Source organism: Streptomyces sp. WAC05292, from assembly GCF_003949955.1.
GTDB lineage: Bacteria > Actinomycetota > Actinomycetes > Streptomycetales > Streptomycetaceae > Streptomyces > Streptomyces globosus.
This window is the reverse complement of sequence record NZ_RPSE01000119.1, coordinates 1-15,600: the sequence shown is the minus strand read 5'-3', so window position 1 is coordinate 15,600 and position 15,600 is coordinate 1. Positions and strand designations below refer to the sequence as shown.

Sequence of the window (15,600 nt, the reverse complement as noted above, 5' to 3'; positions counted from 1 at the left end):
GACCATGCCCACCGCCGAGCAACCGCTCCCGGCGCCCCCCGCCCTCCGGGACCTGGCCCCGCTCCTGCGCGCCGATGCCGCCGGCGGCCCAGCGGGCGTCGGCCGACAGCTCCTCGGCGGAGGGGTCGAGCCCGGCGGCCCGCAGCAGCCGTGCCAGGTCCCGGAGGGCGGGGGGCGCCGGGAGCGGTTGCTCGGCGGTGGGCATGGTCTCACCTCGGGCGGTCGAGGCGCTGGATGAGGAGGTCGGCGAGGTCTTCACGGGTCGGGGGGGCGGCGTAGTGGGTGAGGTAGATGGCGTTCAGGAGCTGGTCGGCGGCGACGAGTTCGGACTGGGAGCGGCTGAGGAACTCGCGGATGAGGTCGGCGCCGAGGCGGGCGGCGTCCTCGCCGAGGTGGGCGCGGACCATGGTGGCGAGGCGTTTCTCGCCGGGCTGGCCGAGTTTGAGCTGGATGCAGCGGCGCAGCAGGGCGGCGGGGAAGTCCCGTTCGCCGTTGCTGGTCAGGATGATGAAGGGGAAGGCCCGGCAGCGGATGCGGCCGTCGCGGACGGCGACCTTGGCGCCGTCGTCGGTGAGGACGTGCACCTCCGGCTCGGTCTCCGCGACGCGTTCGAGTTCGGGCAGGGTGAACTCGCCCTCCTCCAGGACGTTGAGGAGGTCGTTGGGGAGGTCGATGTCGCTCTTGTCGAGCTCGTCGATGAGCAGGACGCGGGGGCGGAGGGCGGGCAGCAGGGCGGTGCCGAGCGGTCCGAGCCGGATGTACTTGCCGATGCCGGGGGCGCCGCCGGGGTCGCCGCCGCCGGCGGCGATCTGGACGTCCTGGAGGCGGGCGATGGCGTCGTAGCGGTAGAGGCCTTCCTGGAGGGTGGTCCGCGAGACGACGGGCCAGCGCAGGACGCGGCCGAGTTTCAGCTCGTGGGCGACGGCGTGCGCGAGGGTGGACTTGCCGGTGCCGGGATAGCCGGTGACGAGGAGCGGGCGGCGCAGGTAGAGGGCCGCGTTGATGGCCTCCAGCTCCTCCGGTTCGGGCCGGTGCAGTTCGGCGGCCTGCCGGTGGGCGCCGAGGCGCCGGGCGACGTTGCCGTCGGCGGAGCGGGCCGACGGCGGCGGGTCGACGGGGGGCCCGCCGTCGAAGTCCCGCCAGGGCGGCGGTTCGGGCAGGGCGTCGATGCCGTCGTGCGGTTCGCCGACGCCCCGGTAGATCAGCCATTCCTCGTTCACGTCTGTCCCCTCCCGCCCGTCACAGGTCCCCCTGGAGCGGCTCGTCCTCGGGCAGGGCGCGGGCCGGGTCGTCCCAGACGAGGGCCGTCCCGTCCGACCAGTACGCGTCCGGGTCCGCCCCGTGGGAGCGGGCCCGCAGCGCCTGGAGCCGCACCGGCAGTGGTGCCCCGTGCCCCGCCTCGGTCAGCTCCTCGCGCAGTCCGCGGTGGAACGGCGCGCAGGACTCCCCCGGGTCGGCCGGGGGGCGCCGGGTGACCGCGACCCCGTATCCGGCCTCGCGGACCGCGTGCAGGGACCCGAGGGTGGGCTCCTGGTCGGCGGCCCGGCAGTGCACCGGCACGGTGTTGTCGGCGAGGCCGTCCAGCCAGGCCGGGGAGGGGCTGCGGGGCCGGCCGTGCGCGCAGTCGGCGCGCTCGTCGAGCAGGGGCCCGGTCTGGACGCGGCTCCAGCGGTCGGCCCGGCGGTGGGCGGCCTCCGGGTCGGGCGGCGGGCTGCCGGCGGCGTGTCCGCCGCTTCCGGCGGGGTAGCGCAGGACGACGGGCCGCTGGACGCCGAGGGGGACGCGGCCGGTGACGGTCCACGTGTCGACGGGCAGCCCGAACAGCTCGGGGGCGACGGCCACTTCGAGGGCGGCGGGCGCCTCGTGGGTGTCGCAGCGCCGGAAGGCCTCGGCGAGGGAGTCGCGCAGCGCCTCGGGCAGGCCGGCCCGGGTGACGCGCACGCCGGAGCCGACGGGGGTGAGGCGGCCGGGGTGGGAGGGCCCGGCGAGGACGGAGACCCGCCAGTCGTAGACGTCCTCCCAGCCGTGCGCCCAGGCCTCCAGCAGGACGGAGGGGCCCTGCGGCATGGCCTGCGCGGGCCGGCCGGGGCCGTGGGCGGGCCGGCCGGCGCGGGCACGGCGGCGCCGCTCCCGCTCGGCGAGGCCCAGGTCGTGGCGTTCGCCGAGTTCACGGCGCAGCGGGCGCCACAGCCGCTCGGCGGTGGCCCGCACCCAGTCCCACAGTTCCTCGTCGGCGCCGGGGGCGGGCGGTTCGCGGTGGTCGGCGACGCTGATGTCGGTGGCGTAGCGGAGCATGGCGGCGGCCTCGCCGGTGCCGCCGGGCGGGTCGTGGAGCATGCCGAGGCCGTCGCGCCAGCTCAGCGGGGCCGGCAGGGCCGGGTCGGGTTCCTCGCCGCGGGCCGCTTCGACGAGGGCGCGCACGGCCTCGGAGGAGCCGGGCGGGGGTAACTCGGCGAGCAGCCCGCACAGGGTGGTGATCTCGGCGGGGGTGAGGCGGGGGCCGCCGTAGGGGTCGGCGGCGGGGAGTTCGCCGTGCACGTCGGTCCAGGTGCGGCGGCTGTCGAGGTCGCTGAGGTGCTCGTCGTAGTGGTACAGGTCGTGGGCCTGCATGACCCGGCGGTACAGGCCGATCTGCCCGGCGGCGTCCAGGGGCAGGGTGCGCAGCTGGACGACGGAGACGGCGAGCCCGCCGCCGCCGGTGTGCCGGCGGGCCTTGACGACGCCGACGACCTCGCCGCGGCCCAGGTCGACGACGGGTCCGCCGGACATGCCGGGCTCGATCTCGTCGTCGTCGCCGAGGCGGAGGGCGGCGCCGCCGGCGGCGGTGCCGCGCAGGCGGGTGGTGCGGCCGGTGATCTCGGGGATGCCGAGGTCCTCGGTGCAGCCGAAGTACGCCACCTCGTCCAGGCGGGGCCGGGCGCGGTCGGTGAGCCGGACGCACGCGTGCGACACCGGGGCGAGGACCCGTACGAGGGCCAGGTCGGGCAGGTCCCACAGGGCACGCCGGGCGGGGCGGCGCTCCTCCAGCCGCTCGGGCAGGATGCATTCGACGCGGCCGGTGACGGTCCCGGTGGTGCGGGGGCCGGAGGAGAAGGTGATGCCGATCTCTCGTCCCACCAGCCGCACCGCAGCACCCCCCTCGCCCACGACGTGGGCACACGTCAGTACCCAGCCCGGGGCGATGAAGAATCCGCTGCCCCAGGTCGGGTGGTTCCCCCGGTCTGCATACCCGCCGGGGGCGGGGTGGACGCGTACGGTGGCTGCCTGGACGAGGGGTTCGAGGAGTTCGTAGGCGCGCGCGGGGCCGCCGGTGCGCCGGTCCAGCATCCGCACCCCCTCACGTTCGACGGCATTCCAGGCTAGCGCCGGGGCCGCGACGGGGGGAGGCCTTGCCCGGCCTGCGGATTATCCTGGCGGGAAACGTCCCCATGCACACCTTCATCACGCACGGAGCCCGACTTGTACTTCACCGATCGCGGCATCGAGGAGCTGGAGAAGCGGCGCGGCGAGGAGGAGGTCACCTTCGAGTGGCTGGCCGAACAGCTGCGCACGTTCGTCGACCTCAACCCGGACTTCGAGGTCCCGGTGGAACGCCTGGCCACCTGGCTGGCCCGCCTGGACGACGAGGACGACGAGGACGAGTAGCCCTCCCGGCACCCGCGCCGGCGCGGGCCACCCCCGCGCCCGCACACGCCCCCGCCCGCCGCCCGGACCCCCCGGCCGGCGGGCACCCGCATGCGGGGGCACAACCCGCCCCCGCCACCGCCTCCGCGGAAATGACCGAAACCAACCGCGCACCGGATGCCCGGCGGGGGCGGCGGCGGGCTCAGGTGCGCAGCGGGCGCGGCTTGAGCGGGCGCAGCGGGGAGCGGTCGCAGGCGGAATGCACCCAGCCGTCCGGCCGGGCCCCGGACGCCGAGTGCCGGATGATCCGGATCCCCTCGCCGAGAACCGGCCGCCGGCAGACGGCACAGATCCGCCCCGCCTCCGTCATCGGCCGGCCGCCGGGCGGGGACAGGACCAGACGTCGGCGTCGAGGAGCATGGCTCCCTCGTGACCGGTGACCACGCCCCGGTAGACGGCGCCCGCACCGAGCACTTTCCTGCAGGCGACGCACGCCCTGCCGAGCGCCTGCTCCGCAGTCAGGTCCCGGAAGTCCTCGGGAAGCGGCGCCTTGTGGCACGGGGTGGTGGTACGTGTCTCCATGGTGATGCTCCCTCGGGCGGTGTCAACGGGTGGCCGGGGCAGCAGCGGCACGTGTCCTCGGTGGCCGGCGGGCGTGTGCCCTGCTGTGCGACCACCATGTCGGCTGACTTCCGGCCCGATCCACTACCGGGCCCTATAGGGCCGCCCTATATTCCCGGCATGGAGGCGGAGTTGGACGTCTGGGTGCACCCCGACCTGCGCGCAGCCGCGGCGGCCGAGGACTGGCCGACGCTGCTGAGGACGTGGCGGAAGGCGACCCACAGCAGCCAGAGCGCGCTCGGCGCCCTCGTCGGCCTGGCGCAGCCGGACATCTCGGCGATCGAGAACCGGCGGCGCGCGGTGGCCTCCGTCGAGGTCCGCCGGCGCATCATCGAGGGCCTCGGCATCCCCGCCGAACTGCTCGGCGGCGCCGGAGCCGAGATGCCCTTGCCCTCCCTCGTCCTGCCGGGCCTGGTGGCCGATCCGGACACGGAGCGCCTACGGCACATCACCGCATCCGGGATGCGGCTGGACGCGGCCTCGCTCGCTGCGGTGGAGCGGCTGTTGGCCGAGCACCGCCGGGCGGAGGACACGCTCGGCTCGCGGGTCATGTCCGCGGTGGTGGCCAAGCAGTTCGAGGCTGTGGCCGGCCTCTACGACCAGGCGCGCGGCCCTCTCGCCGACGGGCTGGTGCGGGTGATGGCCGAGTACGCGCAGTTCCTCGCGTGGATGGCGCAGGACCAGGACGACGCGGCACTGGCGCTCGCCTGGTTCGACCGTTCCTACGACTGGGCCCTCGAATCCGGCCACGGCGACATGGCCGCCACCACCATGAGCATGAAGGCCCACGTCGCCTGGTCCGGGGGGCGGGCCCGGCGCACCATCCGCCTCGGTGAGGCCGCGGCATCCACGCCGGGGGCGAGCGACGCGACCCGCGGCCTGGCCGTGCAGATGGCCGGCCGCGGTCACGCCCTCGACGGGGACGCGGACGCGGCGTACCGCCGGCTCGACGAGGCGCAGCTGATCATCTCGAATGCGGCCGACGCCCCGCCGTGGCTGTACTTCTACGGCGAGTCCTGGTTCGCGGCACAGCGCGGCATGGCCGACCTGCACCTGCGTGACTGGCGGAGCGCGATCGAGAACCTGAGAGCAGGATTGGCCGGGTTCGCACCCGCCTTCCGACGCGACCGGGCCTGGTACGGGGCGTGCCTGGCCCGCGCGTACGCCGGCGCCGGAGAGCCCGAGGCGGCGCTGACGACAGCAACGAGCGTCCTGGCGGACGCATCCGAGATCGGCCGCCCCCACGCCTGGGGCGAACTCCACAGGGCGGGCGGCCTGCTCCTCCGGCGGGGCGCCCCGGAGGGCCGGCTGCTGGTGGCCGCACTCGCGGAACGGGACTGACGGGTATCCGTCGCCATGGCGATGCCGATCAAGGGGGCATGTGATGCCGTTGACCGTGCCGACCTGGTCTGACCTCCTCGGCTCGGCCGAGCGCACGGCCGTCCACCTGGAGATGCGCGACGCGTACGCCGTCGACTACGAAACCGGCCCGTTCGCAGACTGGAAGGCCGGCCACCGCCACGACCCCGCCGATCGGGCCTCCTGGTGGCGGCCCTGGCTGGACCTCATCGCCGCCACGGTGGACCGCGGCGTGGCCGTGCGCCGCGCCCGTATCGTCTCCGAGCCGGTCAGCGAGTACACCCGCTTCCTGTACGACGGCACGTTCACCAATGTGGCGGCCGGCGAGGAGGTGCGCTGGCTGCCGAGACGGCAGGCCGGCACCCTGGCCCTGCCGGGGAACGACTTCTGGCTCATCGACGGCCGGCTCGTCCGCTGGAACCACTTCACCGGGGACGGCGCATCCGCCGGCGGGGAGATGAGCGACGACCCGGCCGCCGCCAAGCTGTGCGCCGACGCGTTCGACGCGGTGTGGGAGCGTGCCGTCCCGCACGATCGGTACCAGATCCGGTAGACCCGTGAGAAGGAGACCCAGGTGGCTGACGACCTGTCCGCGGTGGCGAGGTTCCTCTACGAGGCCGGCACGCTGAAGCACGCACGCCGCACCGGCTGGTGGATGGCCGGCGTCAGGGACCCCGAGAGCGTCGCCGAGCACTCCTGGCGCACCTCGCTCATCGCCTCGCTCATCGCCAAGCTGGAGGGCGCCGACCCGGCCCGGGCCGCTCTCCTCGCGGTCTGGCACGACACCCAGGAGACCCGCACGGGGGACGTGAACCACCTCGGCAAGAAGTATGCCGCCAGCGCCGACCCCCGGGCCGTGACGGCCGACCAGACGGCCGGCATGCCCGAGGTGCTGGCGTCGGCGATCCGGGAGCTGGTCGCCGAGTACGAAGCGAAGGACTCGGCCGAGGCGATCTGTGCGCGCGACGCCGACAAGCTGGAGTGCATGCTCCAGGGCATCGAGTACCGGGCCCAGGGCCACGAGGCGGCACAGCGGTGGATCGACAACAGCCGCGCCCGGCTCACGACCGAGACGGGCCGGCGGCTGGCCGACGGGCTCCTCGGGCAGGGCTCCCTCGACTGGCTGCGGGCCGCCATGGGAGAGGCGGACTGAGCCCGCCGCCGAAACGCGAACGGCCCGGCCGCGCGGGCGGCCGGGCCGTCTGCGTGCGCTCTGACCGGCAGCGCAGCGGGAGGCGGCTCAGGCGGCCTTGGTCTCCCAGAAGATGCGGTCGATCTCGGCGATGAGGTCGAGGGCCTTCTGGCCGGTCGCCGGGTCGTTCGACGCCTTGGCGGCCGAGAGGGCCTTCAGGGTGTCGTTGACCAGGGTGTGGAGCTGCGGGTACTTCTCGAAGTGCGGGGGCTTGAAGTAGTCGCTCCACAGCACGGAGACGTGGTGCTTGGCGAGCTCGGCCCGCTGCTCCTTGATGGTGATGGCCCGGGCGCGGAAGTCGGCGTCCTCGTTGGCCTGGTACTTCTCCTGGACGGCCTTGACCGACTCGGCCTCGATGCGGGCCTGGGCCGGGTCGTAGACGCCGCACGGCAGGTCGCAGTGGGCGGAGACCTTCGCCTTGGCGGCGAAGAGGCGGGAAAGCATGGAGATACTCCTCCTCGTGATCGTCTTCTCAAGGGCGAGATTACTCCGTGCGAAGGCGGATTTCGCGAGCGGCCCCGGAGGCTTGGGACAAAAGTCCGAGGGCGGGCGGGCAGCGGTGAGCGAACGTACGGGCCCGTGCGGCACCATGCCGTGGGGGGCAGCAGCGGGCGAGGAGGTCGGGCATGGCGGGCGGAAGGGGCACCCGGTTCGAGGTGCTGGAGGTGGCGGGGCCGTCGATGGTGCCGACGCTGCTGCACGGGGACCGGCTGGTCGTGCGGTACGGGGCCGCGGTCAGGCCGGGTGACGTGGTGGTGCTGCGCCACCCGTTCCAACAGGACCTGCTGGTGGTGAAGCGGGCGGTGGAGCGGCGCCGGGGCGGCTGGTGGGTGCTCGGGGACAACCCGTACAACCAGACCGGCGACAGCACCGACTACGGGACGGTGCCCGAGGAGCTGGTGCTGGCAACGGCCGTGCTGCGCTTCCGGCCGCGCCCGGCGGATCAGAGCTCGCTGAGGGCCCGGCTGTCCTGGGCGGTGTCGGCGCTGCGGCCGCTGCGGGCGGACGCCTCGGCCTCCAGGCGCTTGCGGGCGCGGTAGGCGGCGACGTTCGCCCGGGTGGCGCAGCGGTCGGAGCAGTAGCGCCGGGACCGGTTGGTGGAGGTGTCGAGGTAGGCGTTGCGGCAGGGCGGGGCCTGGCAGAGGCCGAGCCGGTCGGGGCCGTGCTCGGTGAGGTGGAAGGCGAGGCCGAAGGAGGCGATGGCCGCGTAGCCGGCGGAGGCGTTCGAGGGGTGGTCGGCGAGGTGGATGTGCCAGTCGGGGCGGCCCTCGTCGTCGAGGTACTGGTGGCCGGAGACCTGGGGGCTGACCGGGAACTCCATCAGCAGCGAGTTCAGCAGGTCGACGGCGAGGACGTGGTCGCCGCCGTCCGCGGCCTCGAAGACGGCGCGCAGGCGGCCCCGGACGTTGCGGAAGCGGGTCACGTCGGTGTCGGTGACCCGGCGGGCCATCTGGACGCTCTCGCCGAAGAGGGCGCGGACGGCCTCGACGGAGGTCAGGGCGTCCTTGTTGCGGGCCGGCTCCTCGGTGTTGACCAGGCGCACGGCATAGTCCGAGTAATGGGCCAGTTCCACTTGTAGTCCTTACGGATGCGGATTAGGGTTCGCGGTAACCGCTGATGCTGATTCGAGGGTATTACGGGACGGGGCGGAGGGGTTCGCGATGGCAGAGACCGGGGCCACGACCGACTGGCAGGCCTGGCAGGACAGCTGGGACCGGCAGCAGGAGTGGTACATGCCCGACCGCGAGGAGCGGTTCCGGGTGATGCTCGACATGCTGGAGGCTCTGGCGGGCCCCACCCCCAGGGTGCTGGATCTGGCGTGCGGTACGGGAAGTATCACGGACCGCGTCCTCAAGCGGTTCCCGGGAGCGGCGAGCACGGGCGTGGACCTGGACCCGGCGCTGCTGACGATCGCGCGGGGCCACTTCGCGGGCGATTCCCGGGCCTCCTTCGTCACCGCCGACCTGAGGGACCCGCAGTGGACGGCGGCGCTCCCCCACGACCGCTACGACGCCGTCCTGACGGCCACGGCCCTGCACTGGCTGCACAGCCCACAGCTGGCCGTCCTCTACCGGCAGCTGGCCCCGCTGCTGCCCGAGGGCGGCGTCTTCATGAACGCCGACCACATGCCCGACCCCTCGACCCCGCGGATCAACGCGGCCGAGCACGCCCACCGGCACGCCGGCATGGACCGCGCCAAGGCGGCGGGCGTGCCGGACTGGGCCGAGTGGTGGGCCCTGGCGGCCGCCGACCCGGTGCTCGCCGAGCCGGTGAAGCGCCGCTTCGAGATCTACGGCGAGCACGCCGACGGCGACACCCCGGACGCGGCCTGGCATGCGCGGGCACTGCGCGAGGCGGGCTTCGCGGAGGCGCGGACGGTGTGGTGCTCGCCGTCCGACGCGCTGGTCCTCGGTCTGAAGTAGGACCTTCCGCTCACCTTCACGGGAACATCCCGGGAGCATCGGAAGAAGCGGCGCCCCGTGCGCACGCGGGAGGGGCGGCACGGTGACCGTGCCGCCCCTCCCGGATGACCGTCCTGCGCGCTCAGAGCACCTTGGACAGGAACGCCTTCGTCCGGTCGTGCTGCGGGTTGCCGAGGACGTCGCGCGGGTGGCCGGACTCGACCACGACGCCGCCGTCCATGAAGACGAGGCTGTCGCCGACCTCGCGGGCGAAGCCCATCTCGTGCGTGACCACGACCATGGTCATGCCCGACTCGGCCAGGTCCCGCATGACGTCGAGGACGTCGCCGACGAGCTCGGGGTCGAGCGCCGAGGTGGGCTCGTCGAAGAGCATCAGCTTCGGCTCCATCGCCAGCGCGCGGGCGATCGCCACGCGCTGCTGCTGGCCGCCGGAGAGCTGGGAGGGGTAGTTCCCGCCCTTGTCGCCGAGGCCGACGCGGTCGAGCAGCTTGATGGCGCGCTCGCGCGCCACCGCCTTGGACTCGCGCTTGACCATGACCGGCGCTTCCATGACGTTCTCGATGGCCGTCATGTGCGGGAAGAGGTTGAAGCGCTGGAAGACCATGCCGATGTCCCGGCGCTGGGCCGCGACCTCGCTGTCCTTCAGCTCGTAGAGCTTGTCGCCCTTCTGGCGGTAGCCGACGAGCTGGCCGTCGACGTACAGCTTGCCGCCGTTGACCTTCTCCAGGTGGTTGATGCACCGCAGGAAGGTCGACTTCCCGGAGCCGGAGGGCCCGATCAGGCAGAACACCTCACGCGGGGCGACCTCCAGGTCGATGCCCTTGAGGATGTGCGCGGCGCCGTAGGACTTGTGGACGCCCTCGGCCTTGACCATGGCAGTCGTCATCAGGCCACCGCCTTCCGGTTCGAGAGGCGGGTCAGGTTCGCCTTGAGCTTCTGGAGCGGCGTGGGCGGCAGGGTGCGCAGCGCACCGCGGGCGTAGTGCCGCTCCAGGTAGTACTGGCCGATCGAGAAGATGCTGGTCAGGACCAGGTACCAGATCGACGCGACGAAGAACATCTCCATGACCGCGAACGAGGTGGACGCGATGTCCTGGGCCGCGCGCAGCAGGTCGAAGTACTGCACGGCGACGACCAGCGACGAGGTCTTGAGCATGTTGATGAACTCGTTGCCCGTCGGCGGGACGATCACGCGCATGGCCTGCGGGAGGACGACGCGGCGCATGGTCTGCGTCTGGGTCATGCCGAGGGCGTGCGAGGCCTCGGTCTGGCCCTCGTCGACGGACTGGATGCCGGCGCGGACGATCTCCGCCATGTACGCGCCCTCGTTCAGGCCGAGGCCCAGCAGGGCGGCCAGGAACGGCGTCATGACCTGGGTCATCTCGTCCTTGTAGAACCCGAGGTTCAGGATCGGGAAGATCAGGGCGAGGTTGAACCAGATGAGGAGCTGGACGTACACCGGGGTGCCGCGGAAGAACCAGATGTAGAACCAGGCGATCGTGCTGGTCACCGGGTTCTTCGAGAGCCGCATGACCGCGAAGAGGACACCGAGGACCAGGCCGAGCGCCATGGAGGCGATGCTGATCCAGATGGTGTTGCCCAGACCCCGCAGGATCGTCGGGTCGAACATCTTCTCGGGCACGGTGGCCCAGCGCACGTTGCCCTGCGAGAAGGCGTAGGCGAGCGCGGCGGCGAGCGCGAGGACGACCACGGCGCTGATCCACCGGCCGTAGTGGCGCACCGGGATGGCGCGGATCGCCTCGGGGGGGACGGCCCCGGCCGGCGGGGTGTCCGCCGGGCCGGAGGCCTTGTCGAGCTTGTCAGTCACAGTGACTGCCCTTCAGTGGTGCAAGGAAGACGAAGTACGAGGGGAGTACTCCGGGTAGGTCACTGGCCGGCGTTGACCTTGGCTTCGGTCACGGCACCGGAGCCGGCGTTCCACTTGTCGAGGGCGGCCTTGTAGGTGCCGTCCTTGATGATCGCGTCCAGCGCCTGCTGGAGGGCGTCGCGGAGCTCGGTGTTCTTCTTGTCGACGGCGATGCCGAAGAAGCCGGCGTCCGTCGGGTTGGCGATGGCCTCGAAGTCGTTGCCGCCGCCCGCGGTCTTCGCGATGTACGCGGCGACCGGCGAGTCGTTCAGGTCGGCGACGGCGCCGCCGGCCTTGACGCGGGTCTGGGCCTCGGCGTCGGTCGGGAAGGACTCGACGGTGAGCTCGCCCTTGCCGTCCTTCTTGCACTTCTCGGCCTGGTCCTTGGCCGACTGCTCGTAGGTGGTGCCGCGCTGGACGGCCACCTTCTTGCCGCACAGGTCGTCGAGGGTCTTGATGCCCTCCGGGTTGCCCTTCTTGACCAGGATGCCGGTGGAGGCCTGGAAGTAGTCGACGAAGTCGACGCCCGCACCGGTCTTGTTGCCCTTGTCGTCCAGGCCGTCCTGGCGGGCCTTGGTGTCGGTCAGCGAGGACATGACCACGTCGCTGCGGCCCGTCTGCATGCTGCCGATCAGGGTGTCGAAGGTGCCGGACTCGAACTTGAACTCCACGCCCAGCTGCTTGGCCAGGGCCGCGGCGACGTCCGGGTCCACACCGACGATCTTGCCGCCCTCGGTGAACTCCATCGGCGCGTACGTGGCGTCGGTGCCGACCTTGATGACGCCGGCGTCCTGGATCTTCTTCGGCAGCTTGGAGAACAGCGGGGCGCTGCTGTTGGCCGCCTGGCCCGACGGCGTCGTCGAACCCTTGTCGGTCTGGTCGCCGCAACCGGTGAGGATCAGGGCGCCGGAGACCGCGATCGCTGCGACCGCGGCGATCCGGGACCGGGCGGCGGTCGTACGACGGGTGGTGCTTGCGGTCATGAGCAGGTTCCTCCGGCTGAGCAGGGAAAAACAAGCGAGAACGGGTCGGGCACGCACCTTCGAGTGTCGCGACCTCGTGCGGTTACGGCATCTTGCCATTCGGACTGACGCATTCAGGCAGTTCGTCAGGTCAAAATCGGATAACGGGTGCCCCGAAGTGCCCTCCATGACTGCGGAGCGGACGCCCATGCGCCGAAGGAACAGCTGTGACCTGGCCTTTTTGACGGATTATTTACGGAGCGTCTCGGCCGCCGGACCGAGCTCTTTGGACCTTTCGCCGAAAACCGGACAAGAGGCATCCAGTCCAGCCGGAATCGACTCGTCTGGGTGACTGTTCTTCGGGTACAACGGATCCTTACACCCCTCATCCGGGGCTCAGGGCGCGCGTGCGGCGCGCCCCGCGCGTTCGAACCTCCCCTTCGCGGAGGCGGGCCAACCGCCGATGCGGAGTACGGACGCGGTGCCCGCCCACCCCTTAACCAGGAGTGGCCAACCCTCAATGATTCAAAGACTTAAGGGGTCTAGAACAGTGGCAGCGGAGATCGTCAATCCTCGCAGCGACAGCGTTACGGACAACAACCCGGACGCGGTGTTCGCACTGCACCGGGGCGGCAAGATGGCCATTCAGGCCACGGTGCCGGTCCAGAACAAGGACGACCTGTCCCTCGCCTACACGCCCGGCGTGGCGAAGGTCTGCACCGCGATCGCGGAGCAGCCCGAGCTGGTGAACGAGTACACCTGGAAGTCCAACGTGGTCGCTGTCGTCACCGACGGCACGGCCGTGCTCGGACTCGGTGACATCGGGCCCGAGGCCTCCCTTCCGGTGATGGAAGGCAAGGCCATCCTCTTCAAGCAGTTCGGCGGTGTCGACGCGGTCCCGATCGCGCTCGCCACCAAGGACACGGACGAGATCGTCGAGACCGTGGTCCGGCTCGCCCCCTCCTTCGGCGGGGTGAACCTGGAGGACATCTCCGCGCCCCGCTGCTTCGAGATCGAGCGGCGCCTCCAGGAGGCCCTCGACATCCCGATTTTCCACGACGACCAGCACGGCACGGCCATCGTGACGCTGGCCGCCCTGCGCAACGCCGCGAAGCTCACCGGGCGCACGCTCGGCGACCTGCGGGCCGTGATCTCGGGCTCCGGCGCGGCGGGCATCGCGATCGCCAAGATCCTCGTGGACGCCGGGATCGGCGACGTGTGCGTCACCGACCGCAGGGGCGTGGTCTCCGCGGACCGCACGGACCTGACGGACGTGAAGGCGGAGATCGCCGGCCTGACGAACAGGACCGGCCTGACCGGCTCGCTGGAGAAGGCGCTCGCCGGCGCGGACGTCTTCATCGGCGTCTCGGGCGGCACGGTGGCCGAGGAGGCCGTCGCGTCGATGGCGAAGGACTCCTTCGTCTTCGCCATGGCCAACCCGAACCCCGAGGTCCACCCGGAGGTCGCGCACAAGTACGCGGCCGTCGTGGCGACGGGCCGCTCGGACTTCCCGAACCAGATCAACAACGTGCTGGCGTTTCCCGGCATCTTCGCGGGCGCCCTGAAGGTCCGCGCAAGCCGGATCACCGAGGGCATGAAGATCGCCGCTGCCGACGCCATCGCGGGCGTCGTGGGCGACGAGCTCGCCGCCGACTACGTGATCCCGTCGCCGTTCGACGAGCGCGTCGCCGAGGCGGTCGCGGCCGCGGTGGCCGCCGCCGCCAAGGCCGACGGGGTGGCCCGCCTGGGCTGACCGCGGCACCGTGCGTGGAGGGGCCCGGCCGGATCCGATCCGGCCGGGCCCCTCCACGTGTGCGCCCGCCCGCGGCACGCACCCTCCCCGCCCCCGAACGGGGAGGGGTCGCACCGCGTCGGCGAGTCGTTCGAGGAGCCGCCGCGCGGGCCTCGGACATCTCGGAGCAGGCGCGCCCTAAATGACAGGCTCATGACGAGCTCGGCCGCGCCGGGCTGAATACTACCGGCCCACCTGACGCGATCTCGCCATTCCGCTTGGCGTCCGAAATACGCCAAGACCGCAGGTACAGCGTGTAGTTGGGCCTGCGACAGACAGTTCCGTTCCGGCGCCGGCGCCCTCTGTTCCGAAGGACGCCGCCACTCCCCCGAACGGTTCCCGCCAAGGCCGTACGCATCCCCCCGGCGGGCGCGGCGGCCCCTGCCGGCGCCGCGCCACCGGTGCGACGAAGGCCTCACCGCCGATGTGCCGACAGGGCTGGTACCGCCGCCTACCGGGCGGTAGCGTCGCGGCATGTTCGCTGCCTATGCCGCCCGTATCGACCGTGACCAGCCGCTGAGCGGCCTCGAACTGGGCGAGCGCCCGGCTCCGGCGGCCCGCCCCGGCTGGGTGACCGTGAACGTCAAGGCTGCCTCCCTCAACCACCACGACCTCTGGTCGCTGCGCGGGGTAGGCCTCGGCGAGGACAAGCTCCCGATGATCCTCGGCTGCGACGCCGCCGGCATCGACCAGGACGGCAACGAGGTCGTCCTGCACTCGGTGATCGGCCAGAGCGGCCACGGCGTCGGCCCGGACGAGCCCCGCTCGATCCTGACGGAGCGCTACCAGGGCACGTTCGCCGAGCAGGTGTCCGTCCCCGCATGGAACGTGCTGCGCAAGCCCGCCGAGCTCACCTTCGAGGAGGCCGCCTGCCTGCCCACGGCCTGGCTGACGGCGTACCGGATGCTCTTCACCAACGCGGGCGTCCGGCCGGGCGACTCGGTCCTGGTGCAGGGGGCCGGCGGCGGTGTCGCGACCGCCGCCATCGCGCTGGGCAGGGCCGCCGGGCTCCGCGTGTACGCGACCAGCCGGGACGAGGCCAAGCGCAAGCGGGCCGTGGAGCTCGGCGCCGCGGACGCCTTCGAGCCGGGCGCCCGCCTGCCGCACCGCGTGGACGCGGTCATCGAGACGGTCGGCGCGGCCACCTGGTCCCACTCGGTCAAGTCGCTGCGCCCCGGCGGCACCCTCGTCATCTCCGGCGCCACGAGCGGGGACCGCCCCGCGCACGCGGAGCTCACCCGGATCTTCTTCCTGGAGCTCAAGGTGGTCGGCTCGACGATGGGCTCGAAGGACGAGCTGGAGGACCTGCTGTCGTTCTGCGCGGCGACGGGGCTGCGGCCCGTGATCGACGAGGTGCTGCCGCTGGACCGGGCCCGCGAGGGCTTCGAGAAGCTGGCCGCCGGCGACCTCTTCGGCAAGGTCGTCCTGACCGTCTAGTTCCGGGGCGGCGTTCCGCCGGCCTGTCCCCCGGCCCGCCTCCGCAGCGCCGCCGCCCCGCCCGCCGGTGCGGCGGGCGGGGCGGGGACGGGCGGCGGCGTCAGCGGGAGGGCCTCAGGGCCGCCGCGATGCGGGCGGCCGCCGCCGCCAGGTGGGCGTGCGCCTCCTCCAGCTGGGCCGCGGTGACGCCGTGGTCGCGGGCGGCGTCGCGGACGCCGTCGCGGAAGCGGTCCAGCAGCCGGTCCAGGTCGCGCACCGGATCGCCGGTGCGCGGCACGTCGGCCGCCCAGGCGGCGGCCTCCGGCGCCGGGGCGCCCCCGGCGC

At 72.7% G+C, this 15,600-nt stretch carries 17 protein-coding genes and 1 pseudogene; 8 read left to right on the top strand and 10 right to left on the bottom strand.

What is annotated here, in order from left to right; all coding sequences use genetic code 11:
- From EF903_RS15475 to EF903_RS15465, 3 genes are all read right to left on the bottom strand, one after another.
- Positions 1-205, bottom strand: a 205-nt coding sequence (locus EF903_RS15475) for a hypothetical protein (protein WP_148142525.1), incomplete at its 3' end; no start/stop codon positions are given.
- 4 nt (positions 206-209) lie between these two features.
- Positions 210-1,220, bottom strand: coding sequence for a MoxR family ATPase (locus tag EF903_RS15470; protein ID WP_114054145.1), 1,011 nt, complete (start codon positions 1,218-1,220; stop codon positions 210-212).
- A 19-nt stretch (positions 1,221-1,239) separates the two neighbouring features.
- On the bottom strand, positions 1,240-3,327 hold the full coding sequence (locus EF903_RS15465) for a serine protease (RefSeq protein WP_260615375.1): 2,088 nt from the start codon (positions 3,325-3,327) through the stop codon (positions 1,240-1,242).
- Positions 3,328-3,459: 132 nt separating this feature from the next.
- Between EF903_RS15465 and EF903_RS15460 the strand changes: the two genes are divergently transcribed.
- A complete protein-coding gene (locus EF903_RS15460) occupies positions 3,460-3,645 on the top strand; it encodes a DUF6104 family protein (protein ID WP_010061466.1) in 186 nt (61 codons plus the stop codon).
- Between the two features lie 345 nt (positions 3,646-3,990).
- Here EF903_RS15460 and EF903_RS15455 read toward each other — a convergent pair whose 3' ends face one another.
- Positions 3,991-4,206, bottom strand: coding sequence for a hypothetical protein (locus EF903_RS15455; protein ID WP_125543805.1), 216 nt, complete (start codon positions 4,204-4,206; stop codon positions 3,991-3,993).
- A gap of 159 nt (positions 4,207-4,365) precedes the next feature.
- Here EF903_RS15455 and EF903_RS15450 point away from each other — a divergent pair, with 159 nt between their 5' ends.
- Genes EF903_RS15450 through EF903_RS15440 form a run of 3 tightly spaced genes read left to right on the top strand, consistent with a single transcriptional unit; the run spans position 4,366 to position 6,757 of the window.
- Positions 4,366-5,586, top strand: coding sequence for a helix-turn-helix domain-containing protein (locus EF903_RS15450; RefSeq protein WP_185902677.1), 1,221 nt, complete (start codon positions 4,366-4,368; stop codon positions 5,584-5,586).
- Between the two features lie 43 nt (positions 5,587-5,629).
- Positions 5,630-6,157, top strand: coding sequence for a DUF6879 family protein (locus tag EF903_RS15445; protein ID WP_125543804.1), 528 nt, complete (start codon positions 5,630-5,632; stop codon positions 6,155-6,157).
- A gap of 21 nt (positions 6,158-6,178) precedes the next feature.
- A complete protein-coding gene (locus EF903_RS15440) occupies positions 6,179-6,757 on the top strand; it encodes an HD family hydrolase (protein WP_125543803.1) in 579 nt (192 codons plus the stop codon).
- An 87-nt stretch (positions 6,758-6,844) separates the two neighbouring features.
- On the opposite strand, the gene sodN is transcribed toward EF903_RS15440, so the two are convergent.
- On the bottom strand, positions 6,845-7,240 hold the full coding sequence (sodN, locus tag EF903_RS15435; RefSeq protein WP_125543802.1) for a superoxide dismutase, Ni: 396 nt from the start codon (positions 7,238-7,240) through the stop codon (positions 6,845-6,847).
- Positions 7,241-7,422: 182 nt separating this feature from the next.
- Here sodN and sodX point away from each other — a divergent pair, with 182 nt between their 5' ends.
- Entirely contained in the window at positions 7,423-7,836 is a 414-nt protein-coding gene (gene sodX, locus EF903_RS15430) for a nickel-type superoxide dismutase maturation protease (protein WP_114054132.1), read from the top strand.
- Here sodX and EF903_RS15425 read toward each other — a convergent pair.
- Entirely contained in the window at positions 7,740-8,369 is a 630-nt protein-coding gene (locus EF903_RS15425) for a CGNR zinc finger domain-containing protein (protein ID WP_114054131.1), read from the bottom strand. The two genes, sodX and EF903_RS15425, sit on opposite strands and share 97 nt — an antisense overlap.
- An 88-nt stretch (positions 8,370-8,457) precedes the next feature.
- Here EF903_RS15425 and EF903_RS15420 point away from each other — a divergent pair, with 88 nt between their 5' ends.
- Positions 8,458-9,219: a trans-aconitate 2-methyltransferase gene (locus EF903_RS15420; RefSeq protein ID WP_125543801.1), complete on the top strand. Its 762-nt coding sequence runs from the start codon at positions 8,458-8,460 to the stop codon at positions 9,217-9,219.
- Between the two features lie 121 nt (positions 9,220-9,340).
- On the opposite strand, the gene EF903_RS15415 is transcribed toward EF903_RS15420, so the two are convergent.
- Genes EF903_RS15415 through EF903_RS15405 form a run of 3 tightly spaced genes read right to left on the bottom strand, consistent with a single transcriptional unit; the run spans position 9,341 to position 12,068 of the window.
- Complete coding sequence (locus EF903_RS15415) at positions 9,341-10,105, bottom strand: amino acid ABC transporter ATP-binding protein (RefSeq protein WP_312845927.1); 765 nt, start codon at positions 10,103-10,105, stop codon at positions 9,341-9,343.
- On the bottom strand, positions 10,105-11,046 hold the full coding sequence (locus tag EF903_RS15410; protein ID WP_125543800.1) for an amino acid ABC transporter permease: 942 nt from the start codon (positions 11,044-11,046) through the stop codon (positions 10,105-10,107). The genes EF903_RS15415 and EF903_RS15410 overlap by 1 nt, the downstream gene beginning before the upstream one ends.
- Positions 11,047-11,105: 59 nt before the next feature.
- Complete coding sequence (locus EF903_RS15405) at positions 11,106-12,068, bottom strand: ABC transporter substrate-binding protein (RefSeq protein WP_125543799.1); 963 nt, start codon at positions 12,066-12,068, stop codon at positions 11,106-11,108.
- Between the two features lie 529 nt (positions 12,069-12,597).
- On the opposite strand from EF903_RS15405, the gene EF903_RS15400 reads away from it, so the two are divergent.
- Both EF903_RS15400 and EF903_RS15395 read left to right on the top strand, forming a co-directional pair.
- A complete protein-coding gene (locus EF903_RS15400; RefSeq protein ID WP_125543798.1) occupies positions 12,598-13,800 on the top strand; it encodes an NADP-dependent malic enzyme in 1,203 nt (400 codons plus the stop codon).
- Between the two features lie 513 nt (positions 13,801-14,313).
- The gene (locus tag EF903_RS15395; protein ID WP_125543797.1) at positions 14,314-15,276 is read left to right on the top strand and encodes a zinc-binding dehydrogenase; all 963 of its coding nucleotides are present in this window, start codon (positions 14,314-14,316) and stop codon (positions 15,274-15,276) included.
- 100 nt (positions 15,277-15,376) lie between these two features.
- Here EF903_RS15395 and EF903_RS15390 read toward each other — a convergent pair.
- A pseudogene (locus tag EF903_RS15390) lies at positions 15,377-15,600 on the bottom strand (PadR family transcriptional regulator); the annotation flags it as partial.